13 protein-coding genes are annotated in these 14,531 nt (G+C 37.0%); 5 read left to right on the forward strand and 8 right to left on the reverse strand.

Features of this window, described 5'->3' with window-relative positions; all coding sequences use genetic code 11:
• Nucleotides 1-9: 9 nt before the first annotated feature.
• The 8 genes from ACTQX6_RS01455 to ACTQX6_RS01490 form a co-directional block, all read right to left on the reverse strand.
• The gene (locus ACTQX6_RS01455; RefSeq protein WP_272005154.1) at nt 10-1,290 is read right to left on the reverse strand and encodes a citrate transporter; all 1,281 of its coding nucleotides are present in this window, start codon (nt 1,288-1,290) and stop codon (nt 10-12) included.
• A gap of 12 nt (nt 1,291-1,302) precedes the next feature.
• Nucleotides 1,303-2,703 (reverse strand): FAD-dependent oxidoreductase, encoded by a 1,401-nt coding sequence (locus ACTQX6_RS01460; RefSeq protein WP_220412065.1) that lies wholly within the window; start codon nt 2,701-2,703, stop codon nt 1,303-1,305.
• Nucleotides 2,704-2,958: 255 nt separating this feature from the next.
• On the reverse strand, nt 2,959-3,444 hold the full coding sequence (locus ACTQX6_RS01465; protein ID WP_022790063.1) for a MarR family winged helix-turn-helix transcriptional regulator: 486 nt from the start codon (nt 3,442-3,444) through the stop codon (nt 2,959-2,961).
• 80 nt (nt 3,445-3,524) lie between these two features.
• Nucleotides 3,525-4,409: an ROK family protein gene (locus tag ACTQX6_RS01470; protein WP_168966410.1), complete on the reverse strand. Its 885-nt coding sequence runs from the start codon at nt 4,407-4,409 to the stop codon at nt 3,525-3,527.
• A 4-nt stretch (nt 4,410-4,413) separates the two neighbouring features.
• Nucleotides 4,414-4,863 (reverse strand): PTS sugar transporter subunit IIA, encoded by a 450-nt coding sequence (locus ACTQX6_RS01475; protein ID WP_117445972.1) that lies wholly within the window; start codon nt 4,861-4,863, stop codon nt 4,414-4,416.
• A gap of 15 nt (nt 4,864-4,878) precedes the next feature.
• Nucleotides 4,879-5,541 carry an HAD family hydrolase gene (locus tag ACTQX6_RS01480; RefSeq protein WP_294688658.1) on the reverse strand — a complete coding sequence of 221 codons (663 nt, stop codon included), beginning with the start codon at nt 5,539-5,541 and terminating at the stop codon, nt 4,879-4,881.
• A 62-nt stretch (nt 5,542-5,603) separates the two neighbouring features.
• Nucleotides 5,604-7,034, reverse strand: coding sequence for a PTS mannitol transporter subunit IICB (locus tag ACTQX6_RS01485; RefSeq protein WP_117445974.1), 1,431 nt, complete (start codon nt 7,032-7,034; stop codon nt 5,604-5,606).
• Between the two features lie 20 nt (nt 7,035-7,054).
• Nucleotides 7,055-8,056: a Gfo/Idh/MocA family protein gene (locus tag ACTQX6_RS01490; RefSeq protein ID WP_206198272.1), complete on the reverse strand. Its 1,002-nt coding sequence runs from the start codon at nt 8,054-8,056 to the stop codon at nt 7,055-7,057.
• Nucleotides 8,057-8,292: 236 nt separating this feature from the next.
• Between ACTQX6_RS01490 and ACTQX6_RS01495 the strand changes: the two genes are divergently transcribed.
• The 5 genes from ACTQX6_RS01495 to ACTQX6_RS01515 all read left to right on the forward strand — a co-directional run bounded on the left by ACTQX6_RS01495 (nt 8,293) and on the right by ACTQX6_RS01515 (nt 14,516).
• Complete coding sequence (locus ACTQX6_RS01495; protein ID WP_294688654.1) at nt 8,293-10,212, forward strand: BglG family transcription antiterminator; 1,920 nt, start codon at nt 8,293-8,295, stop codon at nt 10,210-10,212.
• A 97-nt stretch (nt 10,213-10,309) separates the two neighbouring features.
• Complete coding sequence (gene aroB, locus ACTQX6_RS01500) at nt 10,310-11,323, forward strand: 3-dehydroquinate synthase (protein WP_294688653.1); 1,014 nt, start codon at nt 10,310-10,312, stop codon at nt 11,321-11,323.
• Nucleotides 11,313-12,428, forward strand: a complete 1,116-nt coding sequence (gene aroC, locus ACTQX6_RS01505) for a chorismate synthase (protein ID WP_294688652.1) — start codon at nt 11,313-11,315, stop codon at nt 12,426-12,428. The genes aroB and aroC overlap by 11 nt, the downstream gene beginning before the upstream one ends.
• Nucleotides 12,418-13,683 carry a 3-phosphoshikimate 1-carboxyvinyltransferase gene (gene aroA / locus ACTQX6_RS01510; RefSeq protein WP_294688651.1) on the forward strand — a complete coding sequence of 422 codons (1,266 nt, stop codon included), beginning with the start codon at nt 12,418-12,420 and terminating at the stop codon, nt 13,681-13,683. The genes aroC and aroA overlap by 11 nt, the downstream gene beginning before the upstream one ends.
• A complete protein-coding gene (locus ACTQX6_RS01515) occupies nt 13,680-14,516 on the forward strand; it encodes a prephenate dehydrogenase (RefSeq protein WP_294688650.1) in 837 nt (278 codons plus the stop codon). The genes aroA and ACTQX6_RS01515 overlap by 4 nt, the downstream gene beginning before the upstream one ends.
• The last annotated feature ends 15 nt before the right edge of the window (nt 14,517-14,531 follow it).

Consider the following 14,531-nt stretch of genomic DNA (forward strand, 5'->3'; position numbering starts at 1 on the left):
CTCAAATTTCTAGTATAGGAAAAATGACGATATAATTAATCCAATCAGCGTTGAAACTGAAATCCATAAAATAGTCTTCTTTAAAATTTCATTCACATCTGTTTTCGTGAAATCTGCAATCCATACATTATGTGAATTTGTTGGATCACACACTGCTTGTACATTTGAATCTAGACGAAGTGCTACCATTGCAGCAACAGGATTCATACCACTTGCAACTAATAATGATATTATCCCCGATCCTAATCCCCAAACATTTAGAGGTCCTCGATAAATAGCTAATGGTGACAATAAGCCAAAAATCAGGACAAACATTAATTGATTTTTAGGAATCGCTAAGGAAATAGCCGGTGACAAGATAGCAGATACCTCGCTGGACATTACAGCATTTAGTAACATTCCGATACCAATCATTAATCCCATTGCACCTGCAACATCTTGAATTCCTTCAACAAATGCAGATGAAACAACATGAATTGGATTTTTTGGAGTAGATAATACCAAAGCAACTACTATCCCAATTAGTATGGATGCAATTAAAGGTACCTTAAACGCAAAAACTAATGCCACCGGAACAATCGGTGAAATTAATGCAATTGCTCGAACCTGTTGTCCATTTCTTGCATTATTAGGCATAGCCCAAGCTTTACTTGTTTTTCCTTGAAACTGGATATAATAAATAATCATAATTACAGATACGATAATTAAAGGAAGTCCAACCATCCAAGAATAACCTGTCACGACATCTAAATCCAACTTTAAAACATCTAAATAAACTGCAAGTGTATTCACAGAGAATGTTACCCCAATGGCACTAGATAATAATAGAATAATTCCACTAATCATAGGAGACAATCCTGCAGAAATCATAATTGGAATAATAATTGTTCCAACCAAAATCACCATTCCTAATCCGTTACTAGCCGCAAAAATTACTGAACATACTGCCAAAAACACAAGTGCTATTGGCAATGCTTTGTCTCCAGCCAACTCGGCAGCTTTTTTTATAATAGTCTCTGTAACTCCAACTTTTGAAAGAACTTTCCCAAAAATCGCACCAAATACTAAACCTGAAATAGCCGTTGACATTCTCATTGAACCTGCTTCTAATACATCTTTTACAATCGTAAATTTTTCAGGATCAGAAGACATAAATGTTACACCCGCTATAAAAGATATAGCTATTGCCATTACTGGTAAAGCAATAATAGTTGGTAGCTTTCTTGCCATCATCAGACCTACCATTATAAAAAACACCAATAAAATTCCTATTAACTGGATAGTTTCCATATTTTCTCCCTCTTATTTTTTCTCAATATAACTACCTTGCGCAATCAAAAGATTTTGAAGGTTTTTAATGTCTATTTTATTAACAGATTGATTTGTTTGTATTGCTAATGCAGCAGCAGTACCAGCTGCTTGCCCCAATGCTGTCATTGTTGGCGTTGTACGGATTGCTGCCTGTGCCTCAAAAGAGGCGGAGACACACCTTCCGGTCACAATCAAATTTTGAATTTCTTTTGTGATCATAATTTCATATGGAATTGAATAATAACTATCAAAAGTCGAACGATCGAATTTTGCTTCTTTGCTCTCTTCTTGTTTATTTACGTGTACAGACAGTGTTCCTTCTCCTTTAGGATTATGAATATCTATCGGATAGCCAGAATGAGCTATGACTGAGTTAAATCTTTTTTGTTCCAATAGATCCTCACCTGTTAACTTATAAACTCCTTGAATCTGTCTCGATCCTCTTACACCCACACTAGGACCAGTATAAGCAATCTTAGAGTTTTCAAAACCTGGAACGTATTTTATAAGAAACTTGTATAACTCTTCACATTGTTTACGTCCTATGATTTCTGCATTCGTCAATCCTAGAGCTGAGGCACCGTTTTCATTAATAATCCTAGTCGTATTGATAATATATTCACCTGGTGTACTGGTTTCAAAGAATAATACATCTTCTCGAGGTATTGTTATCTCTCCTAATTCCTTCGCCCTTTTGAACTCTTCTTCAAAGCCTACAAATGATAATGCTTCTACTTTTTTCATCACTTCTATATCTCTGTTTAGCCTTGGAAATTTCTTTGGATTCTGTAAAACTGTTTTCTTCAATTTACTTGTATCAACTCCATATACTTTCATATTCATTGTTAACGGTTGAGTTGCATTATCTGATTCTCTACCTAATGTAAATGGAATACCGGCCTCAACAGCTAAGTCACCGTCTCCTGTCGCATCAATAAAGATTTTTGCATTTATAGTAGATATGCCATCCTTATTTACAATATCAATCGATTTAATTGTATTCCCGTTTTTATTTATACCGATAATATAGGTGTGATATAAGAGCGTAACATTACTGTCTATAGCCATTTCATCTAAAACTATTTTTAATCCTTCCGCAGAAAAAGGCGTCACATAAGAAATATAATGAGTAGAGTCATAAACATGCCCAGGCGAATACCCTCTTTCTTTTAACCTTTTTACGATTTCTTCTCCAATACCTTGAATAACTTGTTTTTCTCCTGCAAAAAAAGTCATCATAGGTCCTACACCATTTGCAGTTAACGTGCCTCCTAAATATCCGTTCTGATCAATCAACAGAACACTCATATCATTGCGAGCAGCTGCAATTGCTGCACAAGTACCCGACATTCCTCCACCAGCAACAATAACATCATATTCTTTTTTTATCACATTCTTCTTCTTGATATATTGTAGAGACTCATCTGACGGTCAATACAATATCCTTTCTCCTTTCATTACATGATTCAAATTTTAAGCGCTTACATAGTAAGTATATCAATATGTCAGTTTATGTCAATATAATTGACATTTTAAAATCAAATTTATTTTGAAATTCTTTTTATACTTAACTTTACAATTGATTTTATGATTATTTCTTGTCTTTATATGTGTAAAGTTTTGACAAAAAAACTGCCTTGCGGCAGTTTATGCTCCTCTCTTTTGATCCGAATATTCATCGCTGAAATATTCTAAGATATTTTCCAATGCCTCGTTTAAGACTTCATTTTCTTCCAAACCTAGATCACCAATAGCTTTATCGATCATATTCGCATGGAATTCATCATGAATCTTTAGTACATCCAACGCTTTAGGTGTATTTCTTAATCGGACAATTCTACGATCATTTTCATCACGATAACGTTCTACATAACCCTTCTTTTCCAAACGAGAAACATTGGTTGTCAAAGTCCCTGATGTCACCATTAAACTTCTGGCTAAATGGCTCATCGTATTGGAACTAGCTCTTTGAATTCTTTCCAGAATATGAACTTCTGTAATCGACAGCTCTACACCCTTTTGTTTCAGGTTATTGGCTTCAATATATAGAATATAATTAAACAATCCAACTAAAAGCTCATTCAATGTATGGCGTGTTTTCTGTTTTCTTTCTTGTTTTTCTTCTTGTGTCATTGGTATCAAAATACCTTGTTTTGAAAGACAAGTCAAGCACGGAATTCAAAAAGAACCTGTTTGTTTCAACAGGTCCCATTTTATAGTTCTTGTTTAAGCCAATATGCATAAGCTCCAGCCATACCAGCCTGGTTTTGTAGAGTTGCGAATTTCAGAGTTGTATTCCTATACATCTCTTCGTTCAAAAATTTCTGCATATATTTTTGCATAATAGGCTCTAAATACTCTTTTTGAGCCATAATTCCCCCACCAAGAACCACTACCTGAGGATTGAATAAACAAACACAGTTACTGATGCCTTGTATGATGTTTCTACAAAGTACATCAATAGCCTCTACGCACATTAAATCACCCTGCTTGGCTCTTTCAAAGATGATTTTACCGTTCAGTCCTTTTTGAGATGTCTTTTCCTCTACATAATGCACCAAAGCTGTCGTGCTACCTGTATTTTCAAAATGCTTTCCATTCAGCCACATATACCCAATTTCTCCGGCACTACCACTATAACCATGATATACTTGCTCATCAATGATCAATGCTCCACCTACACCTGTGCCGATTGTTAACATCAGCGCACTTTGTGCTCCCTGAGCTGCTCCAAAAACTGCTTCTCCTAACGCTGCAGCATTTACATCATTTTCCATCCAGCATGGAATGCCAAATACACGCTCATAATAGGCTTTTAATCCCATTCCTGTATATTCCGGAATGTTTTCATTTGCATAAATGATTGAACCTTTCTGCGCATCCACCATACCTGCAGTCGAAATAGCAATTCCTTTGATTTCGTAAGTCTTTTGATTTTCCTGAATGATTGATTCTACTTTTTTTAAAATACCCGGCCCCTTGATAACCTTGGCATCTGTATCTACTTCGCCACGTTCTACAAATGTTAATTCACCCTTTTTTTCATCTATAAGTCCATATTTTATAGATGTTCCTCCAATATCAAATGTTATGATCATAAATTTATTCTTCCTTCATTTCATTAAGCAGCCTCAAAAATTCTGAGGCATTTTTTGACTCTACAAGCTTATCAACATTTTCTTCATCCATCAATACATTTGCTAATTCACTGATTAACTCAAGGTGACTATCAGCATCTACTGCTGCTAATGTGATTACCAAAGAAACAGGATCAAATTTTTCACTTCCAAAAGGTACAGGAGGATTTAATGTTGTAAAATGCACAGATAACTGATTTACTCCACATTCTGGTCTAGCATGTGCTAAAGCTACGTGATTGCCTAATACGATATACGGTCCAATCTTATGTACAGTTTCAATCATTGCATCAATATAACTGTTTTCTATTTTTTTTGTTTCCAGCAAATACTGTGCTGATTTTCGTATGGCATCTTCCCAATCTGTTGCATGAACTCCAATACTTATATTTTCTTCTGAAATCTTTTCCAGCATCTGTTTATCCTCCCTTTATTCTTTTTTTAAAAAATATGATTCAATTTCGCTCAAATCTATATCCTTTAAAGAGTTAACCATTTTATAATAGCCAGTAAACGGACTATCTTTTGTAATCATGTTAGGAACGATCAAACACGGCATAGAAGCTCTTTGCGCCGCAATAAGCCCATTCAAAGAATCTTCAATAGCCAGACATTCCTCCGGCTTACAATCCAATAATTCAGCTGCTTTAAGGAAAATATCAGGCGCCGGCTTTATATTCTCGCTTAATTCAGCAGTCGAAAAAGCATCAAAATAGTCCAATAAGCCTAACCTTTTTAACTGTGTAACAGGCTTTTTTCGCGTTGCCGAAGTTGCAATTGCTAATTTTAACCCCTCTGATTTGGCCCGTATGATCAACTCTTTAACACCTTCCATCGCCGGAAGGCGATTGGTTCTTTCAATATATTCCTGTGTTGCTTCTTTTTCAAATTCTTCAATAGGAACATGATCTCCCAATTCTTTTTTAATAAATCGAAACAGGTTCTGACTGTTGGCTCCCACGCACACTAAATAATCATTGACTTTCAAGTCATAATCATATGTTTTTTTTAGCCATTCTTTGTATATATAATACCATTCTGCTTCTGTATCTACAATGACACCGTCAAAATCAAAAACAAGTGCTTTTAACATATTTTCCCTGCTTTCTTCAATGAAAGGCAAGAATCCAAAACCGGAGGATCCTTGCCTTTTGTTTATTTATTTCTTGATGAAACGATATTATTCACCAGTTCGTCATATTCCGGTGCATTCAGATAGTCTTCAATAGAAATAATTTTGATATCCGGCTGTTTTTCGTGAGCTACATCTTTTAATGAAACATGCGTTACGATAATATCTGCATCCTCTCTAGGAAGATCCATGACACGGGCATGTTCGACACCAATATCAGTTATACCAGCTTTCTTCAACTTTTTCGCGATAACGCTGGCTCCCATAGCTGAAGACCCCAATCCGGCATCACATACATAAAGAACCTTTTTTATAGCACTATAATCAACCTCTTGTTCCTTATCTTCAAAGACAGAAGAGATTCTAGATTTCTTACCTTTCAAAGATTCCATTGTCTTAGCTGCTTCTTTTAAGCTCTTGTTAACTTCCGCTTCATCTACATCTTTAGAGCCTTTTAAAATAATAGAAGCTACAATACCACTGGCAGCAGCCGAGGCAAGAACAGCTAATAAGATTTTTAACTGATCGCCGGCAGCAGACATCATCATGATTGTGATGATACTTCCTGGTGAACTAACACCTACTAATCCTACTCCAAATAACGTAAACAGGAATGTTCCTACGATACCTCCGGCAATAGCCGCAATAACCAATACCGGTTTCATCAAAATAAATGGGAAATAAATCTCATGAATACCACCAAAGAAATGAATCACCGTGGCTCCATATGCATTTGCTTTGGAATTTCCTTTTCCAAACAGACAGTAGGCTAACAGAATTCCCAAACCTGGTCCTGGATTGGATTCCAATAAGAACAATACAGATTTACCCAATTCATCCAACTGAGTAGTTCCTAATGGTGTCAAAATCCCCTGACCAATCGCATTATTTAAGAATAACACTTTAGCCGGTTCAATAAAGATTGCTGTCAAAGGCAACAGATTATTGTTTTCCAAAGCTGACACACCAGCTGCAAAGAAACCGGAAAGTGATGTAATGGCTGGCGCTAATACGACACAACCAAATACCGCAATAATGGCACCCAGAATTGCAACTGTCAAGTTCCCAATCAATAACTCAAATCCAACAGGAATGTGTGGTTCAATCACACCATCCACTTTTTTCAATATCCATGCTGCAATTGGAGAAATGATCATTGCTCCTAACAACATCGTAATATTCGCACCAATAACAACTCCCATAGTAGTAAAGGCTCCTATAACAGCTCCTTTTTCTCCATAGACCATCTTCCCTCCGGCAACACCGATCAGTACCGGAAGAAGATAAGTCAATACAGGAGCTACAAAACCTTTTAATGTATCATTCGCAAGCCAAATTCCTAAAGCTGTTAAGATACCCCATCCCATAAAGGCACCCAGGTTAGGAAGCACCATGGCACTTAACTTACCACCTAGACGCTGCGCTTTCACACGCAACGAGACATTGTTTGACATATACTCTCCCTTCTTGTTAGTTATAATTCAACTTCTTTACCTTCTTTGATTGATCTTTCAATTGCATCAACTACACGCAATGCATCATAAGACTGTTTAGGTGTAATAATTGATTTTGTGTTAGAAGCTACATTATTAACAAAAGCCATAACTTCTTCGGCTAAATCTCCACAAACTTCACCATTGACATAATACCAGTGACGGCTATCCGGATATTCGATTCCTTTTTCGGATACAAAACGTACACCGTAATCACAAGAATCAACGTAAGCAACACCCTTTGTTCCCACTAATTCAACTTTATCATCAATGATTGTTGGGGAATTTTCCGGCAATGTCCAACAAGCTTCCATGCATGCAACCGTACCATTTTCATAGGTTACGATGGCATAAATAACATCATTCATGCCATTTTCTTTCAACAATACACTACGGTTCTTAGCAAACACTTTTACTGGCTGACATCCAATCCACCAGTTCAGATAATCAATATCATGAATCATTACGTGCATGCTCAAATCACTAGCTCCGATATAACGTCTTGGACCAATAATTGGTGAGTTTCTACGCACATAACAGTGGATGATATCACCTAATTCTCCGCTATCTAAACGTTCCTTGATCATCGCAAAACGTGGATCAAATCGCAACAAGAAACCTGTTGTAAACACTTTGTCATAGTCTTTTGTGATTTCATACAAAGCTTTTCCATCTTCTAATTCTTTCGCTAATGGTTTTTCCAAAAGAATATGCTTATTTGCTTTTACCGCAAGCTCCACAGCTTCTCTATGTAAATTGTCTGGCAATACAATACTTACAGCTTCAATACTATTGTCTGCTAAAAGATCTTTATAATCCTTATATAAAGCAACACCAGGGAATTCAGTTTTCAACTGCTCTCTTCTTGTATCATTAAATTCACAAAGCGCAACCAGTTCTACCTGTGGCAACTTCTGATAAATCTGCGCATGGTAGGTTCCCATCTGTCCTACTCCGATAACTCCTACTTTAATTGTACTCAACGTAATTCCTCCTCTTTGCAAAATATGCATCTTTCGTTAGATTGAAAGGCCTTTCATTTTCTGATTCCATTCTATTCTGTTTAATGTTTAAATAAAAGACAAGCATTTACCGTTTGAAATGGCAGTAGTTTATAATATATTCTATTCTAAAATTGCCATTTGAGTTGGCAATGACTTATAATGCTATCTTTTTTCACAAAAGTTATAATAAATATGGATGATTAGGAGGTGTGTCCGTGTTTTCTTATAATCGCTTACAAGAAATTTTTACTTTCCTCGCTTCTCAAAAAGGACCCCTTTCCCCTGAAGAGCTAGCTAGAAAATTTCAGATTTCCAAGAGAACTTTACGCAATGACATCCGCATCCTCAACGAAGAACTGGCACCATGGAATGCTAAGATTTTGACGAAAAGAGGGAATGGTTATATTTTGGAAATTCCCGAAGATTCATTGATCCTATTGCAGAATGATACAACGCCAGATGGAAGTTTAGATTCTGTAGATAAAAGAATTAATCACATTATCATCTATATGCTTTACTCAGATGATTTCAAAACACAAGACGATCTTGCCAATGAAGTATTTGTAAGCATCAATACGATTATTAGCTATCTAAAGACTGTACGTTTGATTCTTCAAAAATATGATTTAACCCTCAAAAATAAGCCCAATGTAGGTTACAAAATTGAAGGTTCTGAAATGAATAAGCGAAATTGCATCATAGATTTGGTCACATCCAATTACAATGCTTATGTATCTAAGTTTTCAAATGAGCAGCAGGCGCTTCTAAAAGATTTAGAATTTGAGCAGATCCAAGAGCTGGTCACAGATTTCAACAAGAAAAACGGCATGCACTTTTCAGACTACAATCTTAGAAACCTGATTCTTCATATTGCCTTATCCGTATCAAGAATTCAGGCAGATCAAAATATGGAGAGCCATGACTTTTCTGTAGATAGTCAGACTCAAAACCTTCTTTCGCCATTGATTGAATGTATAGAATCAACATTTCATACTCGTTTTAGCGAAAGCGAAAAAAACTACATTTATTCGCATTATATATCCAATACCAATGAGCTTTTAAACAACCATGCGAATATTGATTATGTACATCAAATTGTTTCTAGTATCATCAACATGATCTATGAGCTTTATCATTTTGATTTAAGATCTGACTATATTTTGGAAAGAGATTTAAACCATCATCTTCAGTCTATACTCAATACACATTATCTAGATTTACATAAGAAGAATCCTTTATTGAATACGATCAAAAATAACTATATTCTTTCTTATGAAGTTACTGAAACGGTAATTAAACAAGTTTTTAAGAATGAACCTTTTGATCTCAGCGATGATGAAATCGGGTACATTTCCCTTCATATCGGTGCAGCCATTGAACGATATTTTGATTTAAGGAATTCAAAACATAAAAAAGTAATGATTCTCTATGATAATGGCTATGCAACTGGAAGCTTTTTATCCGCCAAAATCAGCAAATTGTTCTCAAATAATATTGATATCATCAAGGTGGCTCCTTCCAATGAATTGGAAGATATGGATTTAGAATCAGTGGACTGCATAATCTCTACGGTTCCCTTATCTAATACAAAGATTCCATGCGTAACTGTTGAAATGCCCTTATTAAGAAAAGATATTGAGAATATCACTCGCGCTCTTACTATGAGCAATATGCATCCTGTAGATCAAATTCAAAACTTTTTTGATTCTAAATTATTTGTTCACACACGTGTCCACAATAAAAAAGAAATTATTCATATACTCTGTGAACTTCTTCGAAATGCCGGATATGTAGATGAACGTTTTGAAAAAAGTGTATTTGAAAGAGAGAACAAGGTTTCTACAGTAATGGATGGAGTCATTGCAATTCCCCATCCTTTGGAAATGTGTTCGCTTAAAAGTAAGATAGCTATAGGAATATTGGATGAACCTATTCATTGGTCTGGTAAAGATACAGCACAAATTATTTTAATGTTAGGGTTATCCGATGAATCTAAAAAAGATATTGAAAAGCTCTACGATACCTTTGTAGAAATGATGCACAACCCACAACTTCAGAGTTTATTATTGAAAACTGAAAATCTAAATGATTTTTTACAAATCTTAAAAGATCACATTTCATTAGATAACTTTTAAGGACTCAAGCAGTCCTTTTTTTCATTTGTTTTGAAAATCTTTCATTCTTTACATCATGAATCCATTTTCATGGTATCATAATGCAGAGGTGAAACATATGAAAATGACAGTTAATCTTAAAGATCGCTCTTATCCGATCTTAATTGAAAGTGGTGCTCTTTCTCATATAGATACAATACTCGATGTTAATCGAAAACTGGCTTTGATTGCCGACGATGCGATTCCGGAACAATGGATACAAAAGATCAAAGACCAGTGTCCAAACAGCTTTGTGATTCGTTTTCCCCAGGGAGAAGCATCCAAGTGTTTTTCACAATATGAAAATCTATTAAAACAATGTATTGATCATGATATGACAAGAAAAGATGCGATTGTGGCTATCGGTGGTGGTGTGACCGGTGATTTGGCAGGATTTGTGGCCTCCAGTTATATGCGTGGCATCGATTTCTATAATATTCCCACTACTTTATTGGCACAAGTCGATTCCAGTGTAGGCGGTAAGGTAGCCATCGATGTAGCTTCTTATAAAAATATCGTTGGTGCTTTTCATCAGCCAAAAGGTGTAATCATTGATCCGGATGTTCTCTCTACGCTGTCTCAAAGACAAATTCATAATGGACTTGTGGAAGCTTTAAAAACCGGGTTGATTCAAGATGAAAAGCTTGTCGAACTTTTTGAACAAGACACGCTTGATATTCCACAGATCATTGAACGTTCCATCAATGTGAAAAGACAAGTTGTTGAACAAGATGAAAAAGAAAGCGGCTTGCGAAAAATCTTAAATTTTGGGCACACTATTGGTCATGCGATCGAAGGTGCCTATGGGCTCGATACCTATCTGCATGGAGAGTGTGTAGCAATGGGAATGTTGTTCTTTATTGAAGATCAGCCATTAAAAGAGCGTGTTTTATCGATCTATAAACGACTCGATCTGCCTAAAGTTCCCGATTATGACATCGATACTTTAATGAGCTATATTCAACATGACAAAAAAAGCAGTGCGCAAACGGTTAGTATCGTAAAAGTTAGACAGGCTGGAACTTTTGAGATTGAAGAGATGACATACGAACAAATCCGAAACGTATTAGAAAGAGGTCCCTATGAAAAATAGTATCGGAAACAATATCACAATGACGATTTTTGGTGAAAGTCATGGTCCTTATATTGGAGTTACTTTGGATGGATTACCTAGCGGATTTAAAATCAACTTAGATTTTCTTTATGAAGATATGTACAAAAGAAGGGCTATAGGTTTAATTTCTACGCAACGCCATGAAGAGGATCATCCGGAGATTGTATCTGGATTTTTCAATGGTTATACAACGGGTACGCCTTTAACTCTGTTGATTGCCAATAAAGACCAACATTCAAAGGATTATGAAAAGATCAAGGGACGATTGCGCCCCGGCCATGCGGATTATACTGCCTTTGAACGATACAATGGTTATCAGGATTATCGTGGTGGTGGTCATTTTTCAGGTCGGTTGACCGCCTGCATGGTAGCTGCAGGAAATATTTGTAAACAAATCTTAATGGCAAAAGGTGTTCAGATTGGCTCTCACATGGAACAGTTATACAACTTAAAAGACATTCCTTTCAGTTCAGACATCAACGTTTTGAATGAACAAATCCAACAGGTCAATCAAATGAAGTTTGCCGTATTGGATGCAGCCATGGAAGAACCGATGAAAGAAGCTGCTTTACAGGCACAAAAAGAAGGCGATTCAATTGGCGGTATTTTAGAAACAGCCATCACCGGTTATCCGGCAGGAATCGGTGATCCCATCTTTGGAGCCTTGGAAAGCACATTGACACAGATTTTATATTCTATTCCCGCTGTTAAAGGCGTCAGCTTTGGTTTAGGCTTTGGCTTTGCGAATTTAAAAGGAAGTCAGGCAAACGATCCTTTTTATTTCGATGGCCAGATTCGTACAACAACGAACAACAATGCCGGAATCAATGGAGGAATCTCCAACGGAATGCCAATCCTCATTCATACTTGTGTCAAACCAACTTCTTCTATTTATAAAGTACAAGATTCCGTCGATTACTCGACTAAGGAAAATGTAAAGCTGCAGATCGTCGGTCGTCACGATCCTTGCATCATTCATCGCGCCCGTATCGTCGTCGATAACATGTTAAGCTTTGGTTTATTAGATGCATGGATGTCAAAAGCGGCTCTGGCCCCCTTTGAAGGAGAACATCATGAAAGTTAAGATCTATCCTTCCAAAGTTCATGGAACCGTTGCCATTCCCAGCAGTAAGTCCATGGCCCACCGTGCTTTGATCTGTGCCTCTTTGGCCAAAGGGTGCAGCACACTTTCTGGAATCATGCCTTCCAAAGATATTGAAGCTACCATTTCGTGCATGCAGGCATTAGGTGCAAAAATCGAAAAAGTAGAGGACAACTACATCGTTCATGGAAGCAACTTACAAGTACAGGTACAAAACATCCTCTGTGATTGCCACGAATCTGGCTCCACATTGCGTTTTTTGATTCCAGTAGCTTCCTTAACTAACCAAAAAGTGACTTTTATCGGACAAGGACGACTGATGAAACGTCCTATGGATATCTACCAAACTTTATTCGACCAGCAAAATCTTTCCTTTATACAGGAAGAGGATCATATTGAAATTCAGGGTGCATTAAAAGAGAACCACTATACGATTCCAGGCAATGTATCCAGTCAGTTTATCAGCGGGCTTTTATTCACACTTCCCTTACTTCCAAAGGAAAGTACAATAACGATTCAAGAACCGTTTGAATCCAAAAGTTATATAGATTTGACCCTGCAAATGTTAAAGAATTTTGGTATAACGATTCATCAAAAAGGAAATACGTATAGCATTCCCGGCAGTCAGCACTATCAGGCAAAAAATGTTCACGTGGAAGGCGATTATTCCCAAATGGCTTTCTTTGGGGTGTTGGCTTCTCTACAAAGTGAATTAACGATTACGAATATGGATCCTGACTCCATGCAGGGAGATAAAGCCATCTTACAACAATTACAAAATGCTGGAGCCAAGATATCCATCAAAAACGATCAAATTACCGTTACCCATCAACCGTTACAGGCACAGACCATTGATCTGGCCAATTGCCCGGATCTTGGCCCTATTCTTTGTGTACTAGCAAGCTTCTGTAAAGGATGCACGCACTTCATTCACGCAAAGCGACTTCGCATCAAAGAAAGCGACCGCATAGAAGCTATGGAAACGGAATTAAAAAAATGGGGTGTAGATATTTCATCTACCGAAGATACGATCACCATCTATGGAAAAGAAGCTTATGATCGTAAAGACATTATCATTGATGGACATAATGATCATCGTATCGTGATGGCGATGAGTGTTTTCGGTCTTTGTGCAAAACATCCTTCTGTGATTCAAGGTGCTGAAGCCATCACAAAAAGTTATCCGACATTTTTCGATGATATTCTTAAAATCCATGGAAAGGTGGAAATCGTATGAAAACAATCGGATTTGTTGGTCTAGGTGTCATGGGCGCAAGCTTTGCCAGCCGTTTAAGCCATAAAGGCTATACGGTTTATGGTTTTGAACGATCCCAGGAAACACTGGACATTGCCTTACAGAATCAGATCATTCAAAAAGGTACGACCGAACCGGAAACCCTGTTAAAAGAATGCGATCTGATCATCATTGCCCTTTACCCAACACAGATCTTGCCTTGGATCAGACAATACCAGCATGCCTGCAAAGATAAAGCGATTCTCATGGATATCAGCGGTGTCAAAAGCAATATCATCGAACCGGTACAATCCATTTTAAGAGAGGATTTAGAGCTCATCAGCGTTCATCCCATGTGCGGTAGAGAATCCAGAGGCATACAGTTTAGCGATGAAATGATTTTTGATCATGCCAACTACATCGTTGTACCAACCGATCAAAATACACCGGAAGCGATTGAACTGGCCAGACAACTGGGTGTGGTTTTAGGTGTTAAAAACATCAGTACCCTCAGTATTGAAGAACACGATCGCATGATCGGCTTTTTATCCCAGTTGACTCATGTGATTGCGGTCAGTCTGATGAACACACATGAAAATGCACATCTTGTAGAATATACCGGTGACAGCTTTCGCGATCTGACTCGTATTGCCGAAATCAACGAAGATCTATGGAGCGAATTGTTCTTATTAAACAAAGAAATCTTATTAGATGAAACAGACCAGTTTATCGCTTCGATCCAACACTTCAGAGATGTTTTGGACCAGGAAGATGTCGAAGAAATGAAACGTCTGTTTATTCAATCCACAAAACGAAGAAAGCTTTTTAATCGATAAGGTGATACAATATCC

Source organism: Faecalicoccus sp. LCP19S3_E2 (genome assembly GCF_052121255.1).
Taxonomy (GTDB): Bacteria; Bacillota_I; Bacilli_A; order Erysipelotrichales; family Erysipelotrichaceae; genus Faecalicoccus.